General features: G+C 55.1%; 21 protein-coding genes, 1 rRNA gene and 1 riboswitch. All 22 genes read left to right on the top strand.

Features of this window, described 5'->3' with window-relative positions; genetic code table 11:
• Window positions 1-88 (top strand): 5S ribosomal RNA (gene rrf / locus L971_RS14840); the annotation flags it as partial.
• A gap of 78 nt (window positions 89-166) precedes the next feature.
• The gene (locus tag L971_RS09515; RefSeq protein ID WP_024371779.1) at window positions 167-358 is read left to right on the top strand and encodes an NETI motif-containing protein; all 192 of its coding nucleotides are present in this window, start codon (window positions 167-169) and stop codon (window positions 356-358) included.
• A gap of 140 nt (window positions 359-498) precedes the next feature.
• Window positions 499-600: riboswitch (purine riboswitch) on the top strand.
• 91 nt (window positions 601-691) lie between these two features.
• Complete coding sequence (gene purE, locus L971_RS09510) at window positions 692-1,156, top strand: 5-(carboxyamino)imidazole ribonucleotide mutase (protein ID WP_029333668.1); 465 nt, start codon at window positions 692-694, stop codon at window positions 1,154-1,156.
• On the top strand, window positions 1,156-2,250 hold the full coding sequence (purK, locus tag L971_RS09505; protein ID WP_029333667.1) for a 5-(carboxyamino)imidazole ribonucleotide synthase: 1,095 nt from the start codon (window positions 1,156-1,158) through the stop codon (window positions 2,248-2,250). The genes purE and purK overlap by 1 nt, the downstream gene beginning before the upstream one ends.
• Window positions 2,247-3,539: an adenylosuccinate lyase gene (purB, locus tag L971_RS09500; RefSeq protein WP_029333666.1), complete on the top strand. Its 1,293-nt coding sequence runs from the start codon at window positions 2,247-2,249 to the stop codon at window positions 3,537-3,539. The genes purK and purB overlap by 4 nt, the downstream gene beginning before the upstream one ends.
• 48 nt (window positions 3,540-3,587) lie before the next feature.
• Window positions 3,588-4,292, top strand: coding sequence for a phosphoribosylaminoimidazolesuccinocarboxamide synthase (gene purC, locus L971_RS09495; RefSeq protein WP_024371775.1), 705 nt, complete (start codon window positions 3,588-3,590; stop codon window positions 4,290-4,292).
• On the top strand, window positions 4,289-4,531 hold the full coding sequence (gene purS, locus L971_RS09490) for a phosphoribosylformylglycinamidine synthase subunit PurS (protein ID WP_047375531.1): 243 nt from the start codon (window positions 4,289-4,291) through the stop codon (window positions 4,529-4,531). The genes purC and purS overlap by 4 nt, the downstream gene beginning before the upstream one ends.
• Complete coding sequence (gene purQ, locus L971_RS09485) at window positions 4,528-5,208, top strand: phosphoribosylformylglycinamidine synthase subunit PurQ (protein WP_024371773.1); 681 nt, start codon at window positions 4,528-4,530, stop codon at window positions 5,206-5,208. The genes purS and purQ overlap by 4 nt, the downstream gene beginning before the upstream one ends.
• Window positions 5,192-7,411: a phosphoribosylformylglycinamidine synthase subunit PurL gene (purL, locus tag L971_RS09480; RefSeq protein WP_047375528.1), complete on the top strand. Its 2,220-nt coding sequence runs from the start codon at window positions 5,192-5,194 to the stop codon at window positions 7,409-7,411. Before purQ ends, purL begins: the two co-directional genes overlap by 17 nt.
• A complete protein-coding gene (gene purF, locus L971_RS09475) occupies window positions 7,387-8,796 on the top strand; it encodes an amidophosphoribosyltransferase (protein WP_024371771.1) in 1,410 nt (469 codons plus the stop codon). Before purL ends, purF begins: the two co-directional genes overlap by 25 nt.
• A 12-nt stretch (window positions 8,797-8,808) precedes the next feature.
• Complete coding sequence (gene purM / locus L971_RS09470) at window positions 8,809-9,843, top strand: phosphoribosylformylglycinamidine cyclo-ligase (protein ID WP_024371770.1); 1,035 nt, start codon at window positions 8,809-8,811, stop codon at window positions 9,841-9,843.
• A complete protein-coding gene (gene purN, locus L971_RS09465) occupies window positions 9,840-10,418 on the top strand; it encodes a phosphoribosylglycinamide formyltransferase (RefSeq protein ID WP_024371769.1) in 579 nt (192 codons plus the stop codon). The genes purM and purN overlap by 4 nt, the downstream gene beginning before the upstream one ends.
• Window positions 10,415-11,935: a bifunctional phosphoribosylaminoimidazolecarboxamide formyltransferase/IMP cyclohydrolase gene (gene purH, locus L971_RS09460; RefSeq protein ID WP_024371768.1), complete on the top strand. Its 1,521-nt coding sequence runs from the start codon at window positions 10,415-10,417 to the stop codon at window positions 11,933-11,935. Before purN ends, purH begins: the two co-directional genes overlap by 4 nt.
• Window positions 11,936-11,948: 13 nt before the next feature.
• Window positions 11,949-13,202 carry a phosphoribosylamine--glycine ligase gene (purD, locus tag L971_RS09455; protein ID WP_024371767.1) on the top strand — a complete coding sequence of 418 codons (1,254 nt, stop codon included), beginning with the start codon at window positions 11,949-11,951 and terminating at the stop codon, window positions 13,200-13,202.
• Between the two features lie 99 nt (window positions 13,203-13,301).
• The gene (locus tag L971_RS09450; RefSeq protein ID WP_231557590.1) at window positions 13,302-15,587 is read left to right on the top strand and encodes an EAL domain-containing protein; all 2,286 of its coding nucleotides are present in this window, start codon (window positions 13,302-13,304) and stop codon (window positions 15,585-15,587) included.
• Window positions 15,588-15,764: 177 nt separating this feature from the next.
• Window positions 15,765-17,507, top strand: a complete 1,743-nt coding sequence (locus L971_RS09445; protein ID WP_052200347.1) for an adenine deaminase C-terminal domain-containing protein — start codon at window positions 15,765-15,767, stop codon at window positions 17,505-17,507.
• 68 nt (window positions 17,508-17,575) lie between these two features.
• Window positions 17,576-17,884, top strand: a complete 309-nt coding sequence (locus tag L971_RS09440; RefSeq protein WP_024371764.1) for a YerC/YecD family TrpR-related protein — start codon at window positions 17,576-17,578, stop codon at window positions 17,882-17,884.
• Window positions 17,885-17,919: 35 nt separating this feature from the next.
• Window positions 17,920-19,302 carry a TrkH family potassium uptake protein gene (locus L971_RS09435; RefSeq protein WP_081648612.1) on the top strand — a complete coding sequence of 461 codons (1,383 nt, stop codon included), beginning with the start codon at window positions 17,920-17,922 and terminating at the stop codon, window positions 19,300-19,302.
• Between the two features lie 12 nt (window positions 19,303-19,314).
• On the top strand, window positions 19,315-19,551 hold the full coding sequence (locus L971_RS09430) for a hypothetical protein (protein WP_024371762.1): 237 nt from the start codon (window positions 19,315-19,317) through the stop codon (window positions 19,549-19,551).
• Between the two features lie 77 nt (window positions 19,552-19,628).
• A complete protein-coding gene (locus L971_RS09425) occupies window positions 19,629-20,324 on the top strand; it encodes a heptaprenylglyceryl phosphate synthase (RefSeq protein ID WP_034800157.1) in 696 nt (231 codons plus the stop codon).
• A gap of 39 nt (window positions 20,325-20,363) precedes the next feature.
• Window positions 20,364-22,580, top strand: a complete 2,217-nt coding sequence (gene pcrA / locus L971_RS09420; RefSeq protein ID WP_024371760.1) for a DNA helicase PcrA — start codon at window positions 20,364-20,366, stop codon at window positions 22,578-22,580.
• A 9-nt stretch (window positions 22,581-22,589) separates the two neighbouring features.
• Window positions 22,590-24,584 carry an NAD-dependent DNA ligase LigA gene (ligA, locus tag L971_RS09415; protein ID WP_029336058.1) on the top strand — a complete coding sequence of 665 codons (1,995 nt, stop codon included), beginning with the start codon at window positions 22,590-22,592 and terminating at the stop codon, window positions 24,582-24,584.
• Window positions 24,585-24,633: the final 49 nt, after the last annotated feature.

Here is a 24,633-nt window from a genome sequence, read left to right as displayed (position 1 = left end):
CCGTTCCCATGCCGAACACGGAAGTTAAGCGCTTCAGCGCCGAAAGTAGTTGGGGGTCTCCCCCTGTGAGGATAGGACGTCGCCAGGCAAACGGTGGTTCTGGAGCATTCGCTCAAGGGCCGCCGCTTTTTTATATCGCGATTCAAATGAAAGAGAGGAAGAACAGATGGCCAAAAAAATCAAAGTATACGTCGAGCCAAACGAGACAGTCGGTGAGTGTTTAGACCGTATTGCTCAAATGGGGTATCGCCCGGTACGTAGGATTGAAAAGCCAGTCTTTGAAAAAACGGGAAACAAAGACGAACCTGTACATTCCCATCAATCGATTTTATTTGAGTGCGTTGCTCTCAATCCATAATGCCAAGCTGTCCTTCAAAGGGGACAGCTTTTTTTGTTCTACAAACCATTCTAAAAGCGAACGATAAATATTCAGACAATTAAAATGTTCGCAGTTTGTTGACATGTTTTCAAAGAACAAGGTACGATAGGCGTGTGAGTTAAGAAAATTAAATATCGCTCCATATAATCGCAAGGAAATGGCTTGCAAGTTTCTACCTGATCACCGATTCTGATCAGACTATGGGGTATAGCCGACATTTTTTTGTCGTGCTCTATACCCTAAACTGATGAAACGGTTTAGGGATTTCTTTATTTTAAGGGGGACGTTGACGTGAAGACAGTTGGTGTAATCATGGGCAGTTCGTCTGACTGGGAAACAATGAAACATACATGTGCCGTACTTGATGAGCTCCATATCCCGTATGAGAAGCAAGTCGTATCAGCGCACCGAACGCCGGACGTCATGTTTGAATATGCAGAGAGCGCTAGAAATCGTGGCATTCATGTCATTATTGCAGGTGCAGGCGGTGCGGCCCACCTTCCAGGAATGGTGGCCGCGAAGACGACGTTGCCAGTCATCGGTGTACCTGTTCAATCAAAAGCATTGAACGGACTTGATTCATTGCTATCCATCGTCCAAATGCCGGCCGGTGTACCGGTCGCGACCGTCGCGATTGGACAAGCGGGTGCTACGAATGCCGGACTCCTCGCCGCACAAATCCTTAGCCTTCATTCGATTGATATCGCCGATCGCCTTACGCAATATCGCCAAGAGAAAAAAGAGATGGCAATGCAAGGAACGGAGGAACTCGTCTGATGCGGATCGGGATATTAGGTGGAGGACAACTCGGACGGATGATGTCGCTTAGTGCGAGCGCGATGGGTTATGAGACGCTCAGTCTCGATCCAAACCCGAATGCACCTGCCGCTCAAGTCGCCCCAAGTATCGTGGCAAATTTTGATGACATTGAAGCTGCCAAGCAACTCGCGACACGTTCAGATATCATCACGTATGAGTTTGAGAATATCGACACCGCGATGATCGAAGCAATCGATGAAAAGTGCCCGCAAGGAATGGATGTTTTAAAAGCAACACAGCACCGTTTGTTTGAGAAGCAGATGGTCGAGGCAGCTGGTTTACGCGTCGCGCCTTACGTACCGATCCGGTCAGTACGAGATGTATATCGGGCTCAAGATTTACTAACGCTCCCTCTAGTCATCAAAACGTGTCGCTTCGGCTATGACGGGAAAGGACAAACCGTACTTCGAACCGAGCAAGACGTACACGCATTCGTCAATCAGTTCAAAGAAGGTGAATACGTGGCTGAAGCTTGGCTCCCTTTTAAAAAGGAAATTTCGGTCATCGTGACGAGAGGTTCCCATGAGACGACGACGTTCCCGATTAGTGAGAACATTCATCGGAATAACATTCTTCACGTATCAATCGTTCCGGCACGTCTCTCACAAGACGTCTTGGACGACGCACGACACGTCGCTCTGCAACTAGCGGACTACATCGGACTCATTGGGACGCTCGCAGTTGAGCTCTTCGTCATGGAAGACGGCTCACTATATATAAACGAATTGGCGCCGCGACCTCACAATTCTGGTCACTATACGATGGATGCATGTGAGACGTCACAATTTGAACAGCATATCCGCGCAATCACTGGTATGTCTCTCGGACGCACGACGCTGCACACCCCAGTCGTCATGGTCAATCTGCTCGGTGAACAGATGGAAGAGCTGAAACCACAGAACTTACCGTCGAATGTTAAACTACATCTGTATGGAAAAGATGAAGCGAAGCCAGGACGGAAGATGGGACACTTGAACGTGCTCGGAGATTCCGTCGAAGACGCGCTTCATACCATCGAACAATTGGCAATTTGGAAGGAGACTGTTTTATGATTTCACGTTATACCCGCCCCGAGATGGCGGCGATTTGGACGGACGAGAACAAGTTTGACGCTTGGCTCAAAGTTGAGCTTTACGCTTGTGAGGCCTGGAGTGAGCTAGGTGTCATCCCGAAAGAAGACGTCAAGGTACTTTGGGATCAAGCTTCATTCGATGTCGACCGCATCCTTGAAATTGAACAAGAGACACGCCACGACGTCATCGCGTTCACTCGAGCCGTCTCAGAAACGCTCGGTGAAGAAAAGAAGTGGGTCCATTACGGGTTGACGTCGACGGATGTCGTCGATACGGCGCTCTCGTACTTGATCAAGCAAGCGAACGACATTTTAGAGGCGGACTTAGACCGCTTCATCGACATTCTCGCTGAGAAGGCGAAAGCACATAAATACGACATCATGATGGGGCGTACACACGGCGTCCACGCCGAGCCGACGACGTTCGGATTGAAACTCGCCCTCTGGTATGAAGAAATGAAGCGCAACAAGAAACGTTTCATGGCAGCACGCGAGACGATTGAGTTCGGCAAGATGAGTGGCGCTGTCGGCACGTTCGCCAACATCGACCCGTTCATCGAATCATATGTGTGTGACAAGCTGGGCATTCAAGCTGCCCCAATTTCGACACAGACGTTGCAACGTGACCGTCACGCTGAGTATATGGGGACGCTCGCATTGATTGCCACGTCGATCGAGAAGATGGCGACCGAGATCCGCGGCCTTCAAAAGACAGAGACACGTGAAGTCGAGGAGTATTTCGCCAAAGGACAAAAAGGTTCATCGGCGATGCCGCATAAACGTAACCCGATTGGCTCTGAGAATATGACGGGGTTGGCCCGCGTCATCCGCGGTCATATGGTGACGGCGTACGAGAACGTCCCGCTTTGGCACGAACGTGACATCTCGCACTCTTCAGCGGAACGCATCATCTTGCCGGATGCGACGAGCTTGTTGAACTATATGCTTAACCGTTTCGGCAATATCGTGAAGAACTTGACGGTGTTCCCGGACAACATGCGCCGCAATATGGACCGGACGTTCGGCATCATCTTCTCGCAACGGATCTTGCTCGCCTTGATCGAGAAAGGCTGGTCACGTGAAGCCGCGTATGACGCCGTGCAACCGAAGGCGATGCAGGCGTGGGAAGAAGAGACGATGTTCCGGACATTGATCGAGCAAGATGCTGAGATGGGTGCACTCTTCACGAGTGACGAGCTCGATGACTTGTTCGACCCGAGCCATCACGTGCGCCGTGTCGATGTCATTTTTGAACGCTGTGGTTTGTGATCGTTGAGGGGCAATACGCCCCTCTCACTTTTAAGGGGGACGATACAGATGGAAGCAATTTACGAAGGTAAGGCGAAAGCGTTATACGAGACAGAAGAACCGGGTGTGCTCCGTGTCTATTATAAAGATGACGCCACGGCATTCAATGGGGAAAAGAAACAGTCGATTGACGGCAAAGGCGTGTTGAACAACGCCATCACGACCCGTTTGTTTGAACTGATGCACGACAATAAGATTCCGACGCACTTCATCGAGAAACTATCAGACCGCGAACAGCTCGTCCGCCGCGTCGACATCATCCCGCTCGAAGTCGTCGTCCGGAACGTCGCTGCCGGCAGTCTCGCCAAACGGCTCGGTTGGGAAGAAGGGACACCGCTCCTCGCCCCGATCGTTGAGTTTTACTATAAAGATGACGCACTCGGAGATCCGCTTCTGACAGAAGATCATATCCGTTTACTGCAAATCGCCACACATAAAGAAGTCGAAACATTGCGACAACTCGGCCTTTGGGTGAACGACGTGTTGCTCGATTTCTTCGCAGAACACGGCATCGACGTGATCGACTTCAAACTCGAGTTCGGGAAAGTCGACGGGACGATCATCCTCGCCGATGAGATTTCACCGGACACATGTCGACTTTGGGATAAAGAGACGAAGCAAAAGCTCGACAAAGATGTATTTCGTAGAGACCTCGGTTCACTGACCGAGACGTATGGCCAGCTGTTAACACGCATAGGGGGAATGGACCAATGAAAAAAGTAAACGTGTACGTGACATTACGTGAAAGTGTGCTCGATCCACAAGGCGTCGCCGTCAAAGGCGGACTCGACCACCTCGGGTTCACCGGCGTTGAATCGGTGCGCATCGGTAAAGTGATCGAGCTCCAAGTCACGGACGAGACGACCGAGGCGATGGTCCGGGACATGTGTGAGAAGCTGCTCGTCAATACGGTCATCGAGAACTACAAAATCGAGATGGGGGTACTCGCATGAAATTTGCGGTCATCGTCTTCCCAGGATCGAACTGTGACCTCGATATGTATCACGCGGTCAAAGACGTGATTGGTGAAGGGGCGGAATACGTGTTCCATACGGAGACGTCACTTGACGGGTATGACGGCGTCTTGTTGCCAGGGGGCTTCTCGTACGGCGATTACTTACGGTGCGGGGCCATCGCGCAATTCTCTCCAATCATGAGTGAAGTGAAACGCTTCGCCGAAGAAGGACGCCCGGTGTTCGGTGTGTGCAACGGTTTCCAAGTGCTCGTCGAGACAGGGTTGTTGCCAGGTGTGTTAATGCGAAACCGTGACTTGAAGTTCATGTGTAAGACGGTCGAGCTGAAAGTCGAAAACAACGAGACGATGTTCACGAGCGACTACGCACTCGGTGAGACGATTCAGATCCCGATCGCACACGGGGAAGGCAATTACTACTGTGACGACGAGACGCTCGATACGCTTCGCGCGAACGGGCAAATTGCCTTCACGTATACGGATAATCCGAACGGGTCGGCAGCGGACATCGCCGGCATCACGAACGCGCAAGGCAACGTGCTCGGCATGATGCCGCACCCGGAACGAGCGGTCGAGATGCTACTTGGCGGTGAAGATGGAAAACGATTATTCACTTCGATGGTGAAATGGGGGACACGACATGCTAGTTACAACTGAACCGACAGCACTCGATATCCGTGAGGCACGCCTATATGCGACGATGGGACTTTCAGACGAAGAGTACGCGCTCGTCGTCTCACTCCTAGGTCGCGACCCTAACTACACAGAGATCGGCTTGTTTTCGGTCATGTGGTCAGAACACTGTTCGTACAAAAACTCGAAGCCTGTGCTCCGTAAGTTCCCGACGACCGGGAAACATGTCCTTCAAGGACCAGGGGAAGGGGCAGGAATCGTCGACATCGGTGACGGGCAAGCGGTCGCTTTCAAAATTGAGAGCCATAACCATCCGTCCGCGATTGAACCATACCAAGGAGCGGCGACAGGGGTCGGCGGCATCATCCGCGACATCTTCTCGATGGGTGCGCGGCCCGTCGCTCTGCTCAACTCGCTCCGCTTCGGAGATTTGAACGAATCACGTGTGAAACATTTATTCGGCCATGTCGTCTCTGGGATCGCCGGTTACGGCAACTGTGTCGGCATCCCGACGGTCGGCGGGGAAGTCGCGTTCGACCCGGCCTACGCCGGCAACCCGCTCGTCAATGCGATGTGCGTCGGACTCATCCGCCACGAAGACATTCAAAAAGGGATCGCGGAAGGAGTAGGCAACTCGGTCATGTACGTCGGTGCGACGACAGGGCGTGACGGGATTCACGGGGCGACGTTCGCCTCGGAAGAACTCGGAGAAGATGCGGACGAGAAACGTCCAGCCGTCCAAGTCGGGGACCCGTTCATGGAGAAGCTGTTGATTGAAGCATGTCTTGAAGTCATCAAGCACCCAGCCCTCGTCGGCATCCAGGACATGGGCGCAGCCGGTCTCACCTCGTCTTCTGCCGAGATGGCATCAAAAGCGGGGATGGGCATCGAGATGAACCTCGACCTCGTCCCGCAACGTGAGTCAGGGATGACGCCTTACGAGATGATGTTGTCGGAATCGCAAGAACGGATGCTCCTCGTCGTCAAGGCAGGACATGAAGACGAGATTGAAGCGATCGTCACGAAGTGGGGACTTCATGCGATCAAAGTCGGCGAAGTCATCGAAGAAAAAGTACTTCGTCTCGTCCATCACGGCGAAATCGCGGCGGAAGTACCGGTCGACGCGCTCGCCGAAGACGCACCGGTCTATCATAAGCCGTCAAAAGTTCCGGCCTACTATGAGGCATTCCAAGCGATGGCGCCGGTACGACCGGTCGTCACAGATGTCCTCGCGACGTGGAAAGAGGTCCTTGCCATGCCGACGATTGCCTCGAAGCGTTGGGTGTACGAGCAGTACGACCATATGGTCCAAACATCGACCGTCGTCGCGCCAGGCAGTGACGCGGCCGTCATCCGCATCCGTGATACCGAGAAGTCACTCGCAATGACGACGGACTGCAACGCGAAATACGTCTACCTCGACCCACGTGTCGGCGGTGCCATCGCGGTCGCCGAAGCGGCACGCAACATCGTCGCGAGCGGGGCTGAACCGTTGGCGCTCACGGACTGCTTGAACTTCGGTAGCCCGGACAAACCGGAAGGGTTCTGGCAACTCGATCAAGCCGTCGAAGGCATGGCTGAGGCGTGTCGGACGCTCGACACACCGGTCATCGGAGGAAATGTCTCGCTTTATAATGAATCGAACGGCACGGCCATCTATCCGACACCGGTCGTCGGCATGGTCGGTTTGATCGAGAAGCGTGAACATATCACGACTTCGTTCGCCAAAACGGCAGGCGACGTCGTCTTCTTGCTCGGTGAGACGAAGCCTGAGTTCGGCGGCAGTGCGCTGCAAATGCTGCAAGACGGCAAAGTGAGCGGGCACGCGCCGACACTCGACTTGGCGACAGAACGGACGAATCAACAAGCGCTCCTTTCAGTCATTCGTGAAGGACTCGTCACAGCGGCCCACGACGTGTCTGAAGGCGGACTCGCCGCAGCGCTTCCTGAGCTCGTGTTTGGGACTGGTTTCGGCTTAGACGTGAGCGTCGAGACAGATCTCGTGACGACACTTTTTAGTGAGTCACAATCACGCTTCCTCGTCACGGTCGCGGCCGACCAAGCGGACCGCTTCGAGACGTTGACGAACGCCACGCGCATCGGACACGTGACCGAAGCAACACAACTGATTATCCGGGCGAGCGACCGTCTCATTGAAATGAATGTCGCCGAACTTGAACGTGTATGGGAAGGAGCTATTCCATGTTATATGACATCCGAGGCATGAATGAGGAGTGCGGTGTGTTCGGCGTCTACGGACACATCGACGCCTCTCATCTCGCCTACTACGGTCTGCATAGCCTGCAACACCGGGGCCAAGAAGGGACGGGCATCGTCACGGCGGACGGGAAACGTTTGAACGCGAAGCGCGGGCTCGGGCTCGTCGCCGAAGTGTTCGATGAGCCGTCACTCGACGCACTCACCGGACATCACGCCATCGGGCACGTCCGCTATTCGACAGCGGGTGGAAACACGCTCGAGAACGTCCAACCGCTCCACTTCAAATCACTCACCGGCGACTTGGCGATGGCGCATAACGGGAACCTCGTCAATGCGACCGAACTGAAACATATGCTCGAGGCGGAAGGCGCGATTTTCCAGACGACATCGGACACAGAAGTCGTCGCCCATTTGATCAAGCGGAGCCGCGGGAATTCACTGAAAGAACGGATTTCGGATAGCTTGGCCCGTCTCGTCGGAGCGTTCGCCTTTCTCTTTTTGACAGAAGATGCTCTTTACGTCGCGGTCGATGTCCACGGTCTCCGTCCGCTCTCACTCGGTCAGACCGAGGACGGGGCGTACGTGTTCGCTTCCGAGACGTGTGCGTTCGACGTCGTCGGGGCGACATACGTCCGTGACGTCGAGCCGGGAGAGCTTCTCATGATTACAGCGGACGGCATCACGTCCGAGCGTTACAGTGAAGCGGCGGTCCGGGCGATGTGTTCGATGGAATATATCTACTTCTCACGGCCAGACTCGATCATCGACGGGGTCAACGTCCATACGGCACGGAAAGCGATGGGGAAAAAGATGTTCGATGAGGCGCCGGTCGAGGCGGACGTCGTGACCGGAGTTCCCGATTCGAGCATTTCGGCAGCGATCGGTTACGCCGAAGCGAGCGGCATCCCGTATGAGATGGGACTCATCAAAAACCGTTACGTCGGGCGGACGTTCATCCAACCTTCGCAAGAGCTGCGGGAACGAGGCGTCAAAATGAAATTATCAGCGCTTCGCGGCGTCGTGAACGGCAAGCGCGTCATCATGGTCGATGATTCCATCGTCCGGGGCACGACGAGCCGGCGGATCGTGAAGATGCTCCGTGAAGCCGGGGCGACCGAAGTGCACGTCCGCATCACGTCACCACCGATCAAGCATCCGTGCTATTACGGCATCGATACATCATCAAAGGAAGAGTTGATTGCGGCCACCAAATCGATTACAGAGATTAAAGAAGAGATTGGGGCCGACTCACTTGCATTTCTCTCGTTAGAAGGGACGGTCGACGCGATTGACCGGCCATTCGAAGGGAACTTGCGCGGGCAGTGTGCCGCTTGCTTCACCGGACTTTATCCGACAGAACTGGCGGAACTTGTGACAGAGACAAAAGCTTGAGGGGGACTGACGATGAGTTTAAGATATGAACAAGCGGGTGTGAATTTAGAGGCAGGCTATGAGGCGGTATCGCGCATGAAGCGTCACGTCGCACGGACGATGCGTCCTGAGGTCATGACCGGCCTTGGAAGTTTCGGTGCGATGATTGATCTCGGGTCGATGCAGCTGAAGCATCCGATCCTCGTGAGCGGGACAGATGGTGTCGGGACGAAGCTGAAACTCGCGTTCGCGCTCGACCAACATGATACGATTGGGATTGACTGTGTGGCGATGTGTGTCAACGACTGCCTCGTCCATGGTGCCGAACCGCTCTATTTCTTAGACTACATCGCGACCGGCAAAGCCGATCCGGCGAAGCTTGAGCGTATCGTCGCCGGTGTCGCTGAAGGTTGTGTCCAAGCGGGCTGTGCCCTCGTCGGAGGTGAGACGGCCGAGATGCCGGGCATGTATCCGGACGGGGAGTACGACATCGCTGGATTCGCCGTCGGTGTCGTCGAGAAAGAGGCACTGATCGACGGACGGACGATCGAAGCAGGAGATATCGTCCTCGGGCTCGCCTCATCCGGCGTCCATTCGAACGGCTTCTCACTCGTCCGTCATATCGTCGAAGCGCAAGGACTCGCCTACACGGACGAGATTGCGATGCTCGATACGACGCTCGGCAATGCGTTGTTGTTGCCGACCCGCATCTACTCAGAGGCGGCGAAAGCGGCGATTTCGACCGGACTCGTCCAAGGGATGGCCCATATCACGGGCGGTGGCTTCTATGAGAACGTGCCCCGGATGCTGCCAGAAGGACTTGGCGTCACATTCGATGCGTCGAGTTGGCCAAGTCTCCCGGTCTTCGATTGGCTCGAACAAGTCGGCCACGTTTCGAAGCAAGAGATGTTCAACGTCTTTAACATGGGAATCGGTTTCATGATCGCCGTCCGCCCAGAGGATGTCGCGGTGGTTGAAGCGGCACTCGAACGCGCCGGGGAGACGTCGCACCGGATTGGAAAGGTCGACGCGAAGCCAGGTGTCCGCATCATGGGGGTCGACCAGTGAAGCGGTTCGCCATCTTCGCCTCCGGTTCAGGCAGCAACGCCGAAGCGATTTGGCAAGCAATCGAACGCGGCGAGCTGTCTGGGGAATGCGTGCTGCTCGTCACGGACAAACCCGATGCGAAAGTACTTGAACGGGCTGATCAATATCATATCCCGAGCTTTTCGTTCACACCGAAAGCGTATGCGTCGAAACAAGACTTTGAAGAAGAGATTCTTGTCTTGTTGCATACGCTGCGCGTCGAATATATCGTCTTGGCAGGCTATATGCGTTTGATTGGGGACGTCTTGCTCGAGGCGTATCCGAGCCGGATCATCAACATCCATCCATCTCTCCTCCCGGCGTTCCCCGGAAAAGACGCGATTGGACAAGCGCTCGCCGCGGACGTAGACGTCAGCGGTGTCACCATCCATTACGTCGATGCGGGGATGGACACGGGACCAATCATCGCCCAGCGCGAAGTAGAGATTACGGACTGTGATCCCGCAGAAGCGGCAAAGCGGATCCAAGCGGTCGAGCATGCGCTCTACCCGCACGTGTTACATCAAGTGTTCATTCAACAGGAGGTTTTCAAGTGAGAGCATTACTTAGTGTGTCAGATAAGACAGGAATCATTGAACTTGCGGGCGTCTTGCATGAGGCTGGCATTGAACTCATCTCAACGGGTGGGACAGAGGCGGCACTCGTCGCGGCAGGGTTGCCGGTGAAAAACATCTCGGAAGTGACGTCGTTTCCAGAGATGCTCGACGGTCGCGTGAAGACGCTCCATCCGCTCGTGCATGGCGGACTTCTCGGACGGCGCGATTTAGACTCGCACGTCGAACAGATGAAAGACCATCATATCGAGCCGATCGATTACGTCGTCGTCAACTTATATCCGTTCAAAGAGACGATCGCGAAAGAAAACGCGACGTATGACGAGGCGATTGAGAACATCGACATCGGCGGGCCGAGTATGCTCCGCTCGGCAGCGAAAAACCATGCGAGCGTGACGGTCGTCGTCGACCCGGCTGACTATGTGTCAGTCGCACAAGAAGTGCGGGACGGCGGGACGTCGTTTGAGACGAGACAACGCCTGGCAACGAAAGCGTTCCGGCATACGGCGGCGTACGACGCGTTGATCGCAGACTATTTAGGTCGACAGATCGGCGAGACGTTCCCGGACCAGCTCACGGTCACGTACGAAAAAGTACAAGACCTTCGTTACGGGGAGAACCCGCACCAACAGGCAGCATTTTATAAGACGCCGCTCTATAACGGAATGACGCTTGCGAATGCGGTGCAACTCCACGGGAAAGAGCTCTCATATAACAACATCCAAGACACTAATGCGGCGCTCGAAGCGCTCACCGAATTGACGGAACCGGCAGCGGTCGTCGTCAAACATATGAACCCGTGCGGTGTCGCCGTCGGCGAAACGATTCACCAAGCTTTCACACGGGCCCATGCGGCCGACCCGGTCTCGATTTTCGGGGGCATCGTCGCGTTGAACCGGGAAGTCGACCTCGAGACGGCAGAAGCGCTTCGAAACATCTTCCTCGAAATCGTCATTGCTCCATCCTTTAGCGAGGCAGCACTTGACCGATTGAAAGAGAAGAAGAACTTACGTCTGTTGACGCTCGATATGGGACAGATGACCGGATCGCGGTTGACGGCAGTCGCCGGCGGCCTGCTCGTGCAAGACGGGGACGATATGACGCTCGACGACGCCTCGTGCCAAATCGTGACGGATCGTCGCCCGACAGCAGCAGAATGGGAAGATTTGAAGCTCGCTTGGCGTGTCGTCAAACATGTGAAGTCGAACGCGATCGTCGTGGCGAAAGATGAGACGACGATTGGAATCGGGGCTGGACAGATGAACCGGGTCGGGGCGGCGAAAATCGCTTTCGAACAAGCCGGTGAACGCGCAATGGGTGCGGCACTCGGCAGCGATGCGTTCTTCCCGATGGGGGATACGGTCGAAGCAGCGGCAGCGGCCGGCATCACAGCCATCATCCAGCCAGGCGGTTCGATTCGAGACGAAGAGTCGATCGAGGCGGCGAACCGTCATGGTATCACGATGGTATTCACGTCAGTCCGACACTTCAAACACTGAGAGGAGCGATACGATGAACGTACTCGTCATTGGACGCGGCGGGCGGGAACACGCACTCGCCTGGAAATTGAAACAAGACGGGCACGACGTTTTCGTCGCCCCGGGCAATCTCAACATGGACGGCATGACGTGCGTGCCGATCGAAGAGACGGACGTCGCGGCGCTCGTCACGTTCGCTAAGGCGGAACAGATCGGTTGGACGATCGTCGGACCGGAGTCGGCGCTCATGGCCGGAGTCGTCGACGCGTTCGAGAAAGAAAACTTGCGTATTTTCGGCCCGACGAAAGCCGCCGCTCTGCTTGAAGGCAGCAAGGCGTTCGCGAAGGAAGTCATGCGACAGGCGAACATTCCGACCGCGGCCTACGAGACGTTCACCGACGCGGCCTCGGCTCTGGCATATATCGAAGCGATCGGGGCCCCGCTCGTCGTCAAGGCGGACGGACTTGCCGCCGGGAAAGGGGTGACGGTCGCTTTCTCGCTTGAAGAAGCAAGAGAAGCGATTACGGACATCTTCACGACCGATAAGTTCGGTGCGCAGTCGCGTGTCGTCATCGAAGAGTTTTTGGACGGAGAAGAGTTCTCGCTCATGGCGTTCGTCTCGGGGGAACATGTCATCCCGATGATCACGTCGCAAGACCATAAACGCGCCTATGACAACGATGCAGGACCAAACACGGGCGGGATGGGTGCGTATAGCCCGATGCCTCATCTTGCGGAAAGCGTTTATGACGAGGCGGTCGAACAAGTGCTTCATCCGCTCGCGAAGACGATGGTCGAGCGGGGGACACCGTTTGAAGGCTTCTTATATGCGGGACTCATCTTGACGGCTGACGGGCCGAAAGTGATCGAGTTCAATGCGCGTTTCGGCGACCCGGAGACCGAAGTGATCGTGCCGAACCTCGCCTCACCGCTCCTTGACGTCATCGAAGCGGTCGTCGCCAAAAAAACGTACGCGATCGAGTGGCTTGACGCTTACACGATCGGGGTCGTCGTGGCAGCGGAAGGCTATCCGTCGACAGCTTTGTCAGGACAAGTGTTATCCGGTTTTGAGCGTTTGCCGGAAGACGTCCGTGTGTTCCATGCCGGGACGACGCGTGACGGGAACCGTGTGCTCGGAAACGGCGGCCGGTTGTTCGTCATCACGTCAACAAAACCGACGTTGCTCGAAGCGAAGCAGACGGTATATGCGGCGCTCGAGACGCTCGAACTGCCGAATACGTTTTATCGGACCGACATTGCGGGTCGGGCGCTTGCTCATATTTTTTAAAGGATGGGTCAACCCATCCTTTTTTTCATGCGAAAAGAAGGGAATCACAACTTCCTGCTCTACAATAATGGAGTAGATTGAAGGAAGAAGGTGGTCGGCATGCGCATTCGGACAAAACTGATGATTGCGGTGGCGTTGAATATCCTCATTTTTGTCGGCGTCATCTTCTTTGTCGTCCGACCGTATTTCATCGAACAGAGTATGGAGCGGGACCGGCTCGCGGTCGACAGTCAAATCGCGAGTGTGACCGAAACACTCGTGAATCGCAAGAGTAGCCTTGAGCGGACGCTCGTCGATTGGGCGGAATGGAACGACGCGTATGCGTTCATCCAAGGAAAGAATGAGACGTTCATCGACAGCAACATCAGCGAGGCGTCTCTCGATAATTTGAACGTCAATGCGATGCTGTTTTTGAATCGAGACGGGGACGTCCATTACGCCACGTTCCAAAAACAGAGCTTGTCGTTGACTGAGCCTGAGCAACAGGCGTTTTTGGCTGATATCGCCTCACGCGTCCGAGCTGACGCCAACACGCGCAGCACAATCTATGAGAGCGAATACGGGCCTGTCTTTTATGCGACGCATCCGATTCTTCAAAGTGACCGCAGCGGTCCGGCCGAAGGGACGCTCGTCATGCTCGAGTTCGTCAGCAGTCATTTCGTCGCCGATTTGAGTGCCCAGACGAAGTTGCCGCTCGCTGTAGGGTTGACCGAAGCGACCGACACGACGATCACGTCACGGGACGGACTGACACATGTCGTCATCCCGCTCGATACGGTATATGACAAGACCGACTATGGCATCACTTTCGTCGTCGAACCGACGCATTACCAAAACACGGTGGCGATGCTACGCCTCGGCATACTGGCGTTGCTCGTTCTCGGTGTCGGACTGTTTCTGTCGTTGCTATGGACGATCCACCACGTCATCATTCGTCGATTGATGGGGATTGGCGATGAGTTGAAACAGATCACAATTGAGCGAGATAGTCGTCTACGCATCAGTTTGAACGAACAGAGCCAAGACGAGATTGAACAGATGGCCGTCAGCATGAACGAGGTGCTCGCCGCGCTCGAAGACACGAGGGCGGAAGTGCTCGATAAGGCGTATCGGGACGCACTCACGCAACTGCCAAATCGGTTGGCGATCGAGGACTATTTTTCGAGCGCGCGTGGTGGCGACGATCAAATCGGTGTCATCGGCCTCGATCTTGACGACTTCCGCCGCATCAACGACCAGTTCGGTCATCGCACGGGTGATGCCGTCTTGATTTACATCGCATCACGGCTGAATTTTTATAAAGAAGACGGGTTTGTCGCCCGCATCGGTGCCGATGAATTTATGTTCCTTCACCCGAATTGGACGCTCGACGAATTGCGTCCGGTCGCCCGCCGGCTCACGAAAGATTTGGCCGACTGGTCCGAAATGAACGGGGTGACAGGGTTGACGACGACGATCGGATTGGACGTCTTCGCGTTGCGGCATCCCCATCATACGTATGAGGTCATGATGGGACGGCTTGACGTCGTCTTGCATGAGGCGAAACTATCCGGGAAAAAACGGATTTTGGCGTTCCAAGAGATTGAAGATGGCAGCCACTACTTGCAGACGCTTGAGATGGAACGTGATTTGAGACGGGCACTCGAGAACGATGAGTTCGAGCTGTACTACCAGCCGATTGTATCGCCGCATCCGTTCGCCGTGCGCGGCGTCGAAGCCCTCATCCGCTGGAACCATCCAGTGAAAGGTCAAGTGTCGCCAGGGCTGTTCATCCCGATCGCCGAGCAGCTCGGATTGATCTCGGACTTGGGATGTTGGGTGCTCCGTCAAGCGGTGTCCGAGATGAAGGAGCACAGTATGCGACACCATTTGTTCTTATCGGTTAACGTATCCAAACGGCAAATCGCAGACGGGTCATTTTTAGCCGAACTTGAAGATGTGCTCGCAGAAACGTTATTTGACCCTCATTTACTTCACGTCGAAATTACCGAGAGCGAGGTCGGCGGCAACTTATATGAATTGCAACAGTTCATTCAGTCGTTGAAAACGCTCGGTGTCAAAATCTCGCTGGATGATTTCGGGGTCGGGACGTCTTCGTTGTCGTTCCTGCAGTCGCTCCAACTCGACTTGATCAAAATCGATCAAAACTTCGTGAAAGGGATCCCGGAGAACACATTCGATCGGGCGTTGCTCGAAGGACTGTATCAAACGTTCCATACGCTCGGTCTCGACATCGTCACCGAAGGGGTCGAACGGCCGGAGCAACTCGCTTTCGTGCTTGAACATAGCAGCTCGCTCATCCAAGGCTATCATTACAGCAAGCCGGTCCCGCTCGCCCAGCTCGAGCATTATTTAAAGAAAACGGTCACCCTGTATGACTGGTGAAGGCGCTTCTCGTAGAAGCGTCTTTTATTTGTGTAAACTTTGTGTGAATTTCGTTACAATGGTGAACATAACTTGCGACGGTTTCAGAGAAAAGGTAAACTTGAAGCAGCATAAAGAAAACGCTTACAAAATTATCTTCTGATAATAAATGAAGCGATTAAGGGAGGACTGGGTTCGATGCCAACTAAACGATCGGCGCGGGCACCGTGGTCAAAAACGATGATTCGCTCACAACTTGAGGTCGTGGACCAAGTGCGGCCGCCTTCGCTCGTCTTGACGAATGCGACTTATTTGAATTTGTACGTGAAACAATGGAAACAAGCGAACATTTGGATCGAGAATGACCGCATCGTCTACGTCGGACCGGACTTGCCGAAAGCGGCGGTCGAGACGGTCGATGTCTCCGGAAAGTTTGTCGTTCCAGGCTACATGGAGCCGCATGCGCATCCGTTTCAACTGTATAACCCGGCGACGCTGTCAAAGTATGCAGGCGAACGGGGTACGACGACGCTCGTGAACGACAACATGCTTCTTTTTTTACAAGAGAAGGAGCAAGCGTTTGCGCAACTTGAAGCGATGCAACAACTCCCGACGAGCACGTACTGGTGGGCGCGGCTCGACACGCAGACCGAGCTCGATCGCGACAGCGTCCTCGTCGACACGGAACGCATCCACGACTGGTTCAACCACCCGGACGTCATCATGGCAGGCGAGTTGACGGCGTGGCCGCGGACGTTAAAAGGAGACGACGAGATGCTCCAATGGATGCTTGACGCCGAGACATGCGGTCTTCCGGTCGAGGGACATTTCCCGGGGGCATCGGCGAAGACGCTCACGAAAATGGCGCTGATGGGTGTCCACAGCGACCATGAGGCGATGACAGCCGAAGAGGCGCTCTGTCGTCTCGAACATGGGTATACGACGACGTTGCGTCATTCTTCGATTCGCCCGGATTTGCCGCATATGATGCGCGGTTTGCTCGAGGCGGGACTATCGACGTTCGACCATCTCATGGTGACGACGGACGGGTCGACACCAGGCTTTTATGAGGACGGCATGCAAGATGCGCTCGTGAACATCATGATCGAGGCTGGTTTAGACCCGATCGAGGCGTATCGCATCGTGTCGTTGAACGTGGCCCGTCATTTCGGGCTCGATCACGTCCTCGGCTCAATCGCCCCAGGCCGTATCGCGCATCTGAACGTTTTGGATGCAATCGATGACCCGCGTCCGTCGAGTGTCATCGCGAAAGGACAGTGGATTGTTCGTGACGGGATGTCGCTGTTCCCGGACGAGCTGGTCGAAGCGTCACTCGCGCTTATGCCAGCGACGGACGTCGACATCGAGTTGACCCCAAACGACCTGTCGTTCAGTATGCCGGTCGGGCTCGACATGGTCAACTCGGTCATCATGAAGCTGTTCAAAATCACACACGACACCGGACAAGACGAACTGCCACGCGACGGGGACGAGTCGTTCCTCATGCTGCTCGATAAAGAAGGGAAATGGCGCCTGAACACGGTATTGAAAGGGTTCGCCAACGACTTCGGCGGTCTCGTCAGCTCGTACTCGATCAGCGGCGATTATTTAATCCTCGGTAAGTGCAAACAAGACATGTTGACGGCGTTCGCGCGCATGAAAGAACTTGGCGGCGGCATCGTCCTCGTCGACCGCGGCGAGATCATCGCCGAGATCCCGCTCCCGCTCTGTGGCATGACGTCGATCGAGCCGGTCGAGCGGCTCATTTATCAAGAAAAACAGTTGCGCAATGAACTCGTGGCACGCGGGTATCACTTCGAAGACCCGATTTACACGCTACTGTTTCTCGCCTCGACCCACTTGCCGTACGTGCGTGCGACACCGCTCGGAATTTACGAAGTGATGAAAAAACAAATACTATTTCCAGCGATTTTGCGATGAACAGTTGAGTCCGAGGCGGTCGTGCTTTAGAATGATAAAGAAGTACGATGGAGAGAGGATGCTTGCGGATGCAACTCGATAAATTAAGAGGGCGTGAACTCGATCAGCTGTTTGAGGCGATCTTGAAGCTCGACACGCTCGAAGACTGCTATCAATTGTTCGAAGATTTAGCGACCGTCAACGAAGTTCAAGCGTTAGCCCAACGGTTAGAAGTGGCGCGCCAAATTCGTGAAGGTAGCACATATCATAAAATTGAAGAAGCGACAGGTGCTTCGACGGCTACGATTTCCCGTGTCAAGCGTTGCTTGAACTACGGGTCAGGTGGCTATGACCTTGCCCTTGAACGCCTAAACCAATCAGACAAAGGTGACTCGTAAGAGTCATCTTGTTTTTGATGGAAAGGAGGGGCATGATGAAAGACAAGTTTATGAAACGAAATTTACAGCTGTTCTTCCGAAAGCTGACACCGGTCCAAACGCTCGTGTTGATCTACAGCGCGGCCGCGCTTTTGTCGATCATTCTGCTCGCTCTGCCGATCGCGCACAAGCCCGGGGTGACGATCACGTTCACCGACCTCGTCTTTTTCGCGGTCAGTTGTGTCAGTGTCACCGGCCTCACCCCGATTGTCGTCGCGGACACGTTCTCGACGTTCGGTCTATTCATCATCTTGTTCATCGTTCAAGTGAGCGGTGTCGGGTTGATCAGTCTTCACGTCATCATGTGGATCTTGCTCGGGAAGCGCATCGGCTTCCGCGAGCGGCAACTCATTTTACGTGACCAAAACCAGACGTCGATGTCTGGTATCATCAAATACATCACGGAAATCGTCATCACCGTCATCGCGATCGAGGCGGTCGGGGCGGTGTTGCTCGGTTTCCATTACTTAAACTACTTTGACACGGCCGGAGAAGCGTTCCTGCAGGGGCTGTTCGGGGCGGTCAGTGCGACGACGAACGCCGGGTTTGATATTACCGGTAGCTCGCTCGCGCCGTTCCGGGAAGATCCGTTCGTCATCTTCACACAAATCGTGCTCATGACCGGCGGTGCGATCGGGTTCCCGGTTCTCATCGAGATTCGAACGTATTTGACGAGCCGGATCATGCGCAAGCGGGAGAACTTCCCTCGCCGTTTCTCTTTATTCACGAAGTTGACCGTGTCGACGTTCTTCATTTTGATCGCCGTCGGAACGGTCGGGTTGTTCTTGTTCGAATACAACAACGCGTTCAAAGAGTTACCGCTCTGGCTCGCGCTGTCGGACTCGCTGTTCCAGTCCGTGACGACACGAAACGGGGGACTGTCGACCGTCGACGTGAACTTGTTCTCGGAAGGGAGCATGTTGCTCTTGTCGATCCTCATGTTTATCGGCGCCTCCCCGTCTTCGGTCGGTGGAGGGATTCGGACGACGACGTTCGCCGTCGCCGTGCTCGGGGTCATCGCGTTCATCCGCGGTGACTCGTCGATCAAGATTTTCGGGCGCGAGATTGTGCTCGAGGACATTTGGAAAGCGTTCGTCATCATTACCGTCTCGCTCGCTGTCTTACTCTCGGGTGTCATGGTGCTCGCGTTCTTTGAAGATGCTTCGCTCACGCGAATCTTGTTCGAGGCGTGCTCGGCGTTCGGGACGACGGGGCTTTCGGTCGGACTATCTTCTGAGTTCTCGAACGTCGGCAAATGGGTGCTCACCATCTTGATGTTCATCGGTCGGATCGGGGTCATCGCCTTCATCTTGATCTTGCAACGGAGACAGCCGAAACGGATGTACAACTATCCGAAAGAATCGATTATCTTAGGTTAAGGAGACAACACCATGAAGGCATTTTGGATCAACTTCGGTTACGTGTTCGTCGTTCCCGTCTTACCGTTCATCGCGATCGTCAACGGGACGGCGCTCTGCTCACCGGATTCGCCGTTGCTCGATATCCCGGTGCTCGGCTTCTTTCTCGCCAATCCGCTCTGGTTCGTCCCGGTGTACGGCGCGTTTGCGCTTCTCGTCGCGAAATGGTTGACGGACCGGGAACGACGGGCCGCGGCCCGTCGTGTTTAAGACTTGCTTCGGCAAGTCTTTTTTTCGTCAACAGATGCAACCGACTAAAAAAATCGCTACACTAGAGGAGGTATCGAATGGAGGGACTTCGAATGGATTTTCACGCCTGGCGCCACGTATTTAAGCTCGACCCGAACAAGCGGCTGGAGGATGAGGCGCTGTCGGCGCTCATTCAGTCGGGCACGGATGCCTTTCTTATCGGCGGTACGGACGGCATCGATGCCGAGAACACGTTCACGTTGTTCAATCGGCTGAACGGATGTGGCGTCCCGGTCGCACTTGAGTTGAGTCACCCGGACCAGACGATACGAGGGTTCGACCATTACTTCATCCCGACCGTGTTGAACGCCGGGACGGTCGACTGGGTGGTCGGTCATCAAGTCCGGGCGTTCGAACGCCACGGGCATTTGTTTGAAGCACGTCACGTGACCGGGCAAGGGTACATCGTTTTGAATGGGGCGGCGAAAGTCGCCGAGGTGACCGAGGCGCGAACCGAGCTCTCTCTCGAGCAAGTTGTCGCTTACGCCGAGACCGGCCACCACCTGTTCCGTCTGCCATCCCTTTACCTTGAATATAGCGGCACGTTCGGCTCGCCGGACGTCGTCAAAGAAGTGCGCCTCGCCGTCCCGGACGCCCATTTGTTTTATGGGGGCGGGATCGACGGGGCAGAAGCAGCGATGAAGATGGCTGCGCACGTCGATACGATCGTCGTCGGAAACGTCATTTACGAGAATCTCGACGGAGCGCTTGCGACTGTAGCGGCACTCCGATAAAATAAGAACAAACGTTTGGAACGAAGAAAGGAAACGATTATGTATAACTTGAGTGAAGAATTGGTCAAAGGCATGAACCCTCCACAAGCGGAGGCAGTCAAATATACGGACGGCCCACTGCTCATCATGGCAGGGGCCGGGTCAGGGAAAACACGTGTCTTGACGCACCGCGTCGCTTATTTGATGGCATCGAAACAGATTGCACCATGGAACATTCTCGCCATCACGTTCACGAACAAGGCGGCCCGTGAGATGAAAGACCGGATCGCCCGTCTCGTCGGCGGTGTCGCGGACGACATTTGGATCTCGACGTTCCACTCGATGTGCGTCCGGATCTTGCGCCGAGATATCGACCGCATCCGTTATGATCGGAACTTCTCGATTCTTGACTCGTCCGATCAGTTGACGGCGATCAAGCAAGTGCTCAAAGAGCTGAACCTCGACCCGAAGAAGTATGAGCCGCGGACGCTCCTCGGCATGATTTCGAACCATAAGAACGAGCTTCGCACGCCGCAAGACGCGGCCGCACTCGTCGGCAACAACCCGTACGAGAAAGTCATCTCGGACGTATATACGGCGTATGAGAAGAAGTTGAAGCACAACAACGTCCTTGATTTCGATGATTTGATCATGAAGGCGATTCAATTGTTCCAGGAAGCGCCAGACGTGCTCGCGTTTTATCAGAAGAAGTTCCAATACATCCACGTCGACGAGTATCAAGATACGAACCGGGCCCAATACACGCTCGTCAAGCTGCTCGCCGAGGCACATGAGAACTTGTGCGTCGTCGGTGACTCGGACCAATCGATTTATCGCTGGCGCGGCGCGGACATCGCCAACATCTTGACGTTCGAGAAGGACTATCCGAGCGCGCACGTCATCTTGCTCGAACAGAACTACCGCTCGACGAAACGGATTTTGGAGGCGGCGAACGGTGTCATCCAAAACAACTCGGGTCGTAAAGACAAACAGCTCTGGACGGAGAACGCCGAAGGGGAGAAACTCCTCTTACATGTCGCCTCGGACGACCGCGACGAAGCGTTCTTCATCATCAATCAAATGAAAGAGCTGCGTCAAGAAGGCATCGATTACGGCGAGATGGCCGTGTTGTACCGGACGAACGCCCAATCACGTGGTCTTGAGGAGATGCTTCTCAAATCGAACATCCCATACAAGATGGTCGGCGGCACGAAGTTCTATGAACGAAAAGAAATTAAAGACGTGTTGGCGTATTTGCGCTTGATCGCCAACCCGGATGAGGACATCTCGTTCGTGCGAGTCGTCAACGAACCGAAACGCGGCATCGGCGCGGCGACGGTCGACAAGCTCGGTGATTTCGCATCGATGCAAGGCGTCTCGCTCATGGAAGCGATTCGTGATATCGAACTGTCCGGCATCGCACCACGGACGGCGACGAAACTCGCCGAGTTCCGAAAACTCATCATCGACCTTCGTCAAATGGCGGACTACTTGTCGATTTCCGAGTTGATTGAAGAAGTGTTGAAGAAGTCAGGTTATGAAGAGATGCTTAAAATCGAGAAGACGCTCGAAGCGGAAAGCCGGCTCGAGAACTTGCAGGAATTTTTATCGGTCGCTCAAAACTTCGAGAAAGAAAGCGATGAACAGACGCTCGTCGCCTTCCTCACCGATTTGACGCTCGTCTCGGACCTCGATTCGCTCGAAGAAGTCGACGAGTTGCACCAAGTGACGCTCATGACGCTCCATTCGGCGAAAGGACTCGAATTCCCGGTCGTCTTCTTGATCGGGATGGAAGAAGGACTGTTCCCGCATAGCCGCTCTTTGAACGACCCGGAAGAGATGGAAGAAGAGCGCCGTCTCGCCTACGTCGGCATCACCCGAGCGGAGAAGCGCCTCTATTTGACGCGGGCCCAATCCCGTATGCTGTACGGTCGGTTCCAAAACAACCCGGAGTCACGTTTCTTGCACGAGTTGCCGGAGACGCTCCTCGAGCGCTCAGGAAAAGCGAAGAAGGCGATGCCGTGGAATCCGGTCGAATCACCTGGGAAACTTCCGGTCAACGGTTTCAGCTCGAAACCGAAGCCGAAGCTCGCCCAATCGTCAGGTGCCGAGTCGATCGGCTGGAACGTCGGCGATAAAGCGAACCATAAAAAATGGGGTCAAGGAACGGTCGTGCAGACACGCGGGGAAGGGGACCAGCTCGAGCTCGACATCGCTTTCCCTTCGGTCGGAATCAAGCGTCTGCTCGCCAAGTTCGCCCCGATTGAAAAAGCGTGAGGTGATGGTATGGAGATGACAGAACGAGTAGAGACGCTACGGAAACAATTGAACCAGTACGGCTATGAGTATTATGTGCTCGACCGGCCGAGTGTGCCGGACGCTGAATACGACCGGCTCATGAACGAGCTCATCCAAATCGAGACCGATTATCCGGAGTTGCGGAGTCCGGACTCACCGACGCAACGGGTCGGTGCGCCTCCGCTCGACGCGTTCGTCAAAGTGACGCACGACACACCGATGCTCTCGCTCGGAAACGTCTTCACGAAGGAAGAACTCATCGAATGGGTCGACCGCATCGAGAAAGATCTCGGGTATCGTCCGCTCTTCGTCGCCGAACTCAAGTTTGACGGTCTCGCCGTCTCTCTTAAGTACGAAGACGGCCGTCTCGTGCGCGGGGCGACGCGGGGCGACGGGACGACGGGTGAGGACATCACACAAAACTTGAAGACGATCCGCTCGATTCCGCTCCGGCTGAACGAAGACGTCACGCTCGAAGTGCGTGGCGAGGCGTACATGCCGAAGCGTTCGTTCGAACATTTGAACGATGAGCGGGAACGGATGGGTGAGGCGTTGTTCGCCAACCCGCGCAATGCCGCGGCGGGCTCGCTCCGGCAACTCGACTCGAAGATCGCGGCTTCGCGCAACTTGGCATTCTTCGCGTACGGGCTCGTCTCGACCGACGACCTCGTCGCGTCGCATGACGAGGCGCTCGCATATTTAGGGCGTCTCGGCATCGCCGTCAGCCAAGAATATACGACGTGTCAGACGGCCGATGAGTTATGGGACTACATCGAGACGTACGTGACGAAACGGACCGAACTGCCGTACGAGATCGACGGCATCGTCATTAAAGTCGCGGCGTATGAAGAGCAAGAACAGCTCGGTTTCACGGCGAAAAGTCCACGCTGGGCCGTCGCGTATAAGTTTCCGGCCGAGGAAGTCGTGACGACGATCGAAGCCGTCGACTTCAGCGTCGGACGGACCGGGAAAGTGACACCGCGTGCCCGTTTTGCACCGGTGCTTGTCGCCGGGTCGACCGTGACGTACGCGACACTTCATAATGAGGACTTCATTAAAGAGAAGGATTTGCACTTGTTCGACCGGGTCGTCATCAAAAAGGCCGGGGACGTCATCCCGGCCGTCGTCTCGGCGATTGAGAGTGAGCGGACCGGGAACGAGACGGAAATCGTCTTCCCGACACATTGTCCGGCTTGTGGTTCGGAACTTGTCCGGTTAGAAGGCGAGGCGGACCATCGCTGCGTCAATCCGGAATGTCCGGCCCAGCTGCTCGAAGGGCTCATCCATTTCGTGTCGCGTCCGGCGATGAACATCGACGGTCTCGGTGAAAAAGTGATTACCCAGCTCCACGAAGCGAGTCTCGTCCACAACGTCGCCGATTTGTATCGGCTTGATCGTGAGGCGCTCCTCGCGCTCGAACGGATGGGAGAGACGTCGGTGTCGAACTTGCTCGCGGCGATCGACCAATCAAAACAAAACTCACTCGAACGCGTCTTATTCGCCCTCGGCATTCGGCTCGTCGGGCAAAAAGCGGCGACGCTCATTGCCGAGCGATTCGAGACGATGGACATGATCATGACAGCCTCCGTGGAAGACTTGACCGCGATCGATGGCATCGGCACGAAGATGGCCGAATCGATCACGCTCTATTTCGAGAAGCCGGAGGCACGTGAACTCGTCCGGGAACTTGATGAAGCAGGCGTCAACTTGACGTTCAAAGGTGCGAAACGACCTGTCGACACGGACGCCCCGATGGCGGGGAAGACGGTCGTCTTGACCGGGAAACTTCACGAAATGACACGCGGCGAGGCCGGGAAGCGGCTCGAGCTTCTCGGAGCGAGCGTGACCGGTAGTGTCAGCAAGAACACAGACCTGCTCGTCGCCGGTGAGAAGGCCGGATCGAAGCTTGCAAAAGCGGAGACGCTCGGCATCGAAGTGTGGGATGAAGCGGCGCTGCTCGCCTTTTTGGCGGATCATGCGTGATATGACCGTCCTCGATTGGAATGGACCAAATGGTGGTCTGTTCCAATCG

It is taken from the genome of Exiguobacterium sp. ZOR0005 (assembly GCF_000798975.1).
In the GTDB taxonomy this organism is placed as follows: domain Bacteria; phylum Bacillota; class Bacilli; order Exiguobacteriales; family Exiguobacteriaceae; genus Exiguobacterium; species Exiguobacterium aurantiacum.
Note: the sequence above shows the minus strand (reverse complement) of the source record. Positions and strands in the feature narration are given on the sequence as shown.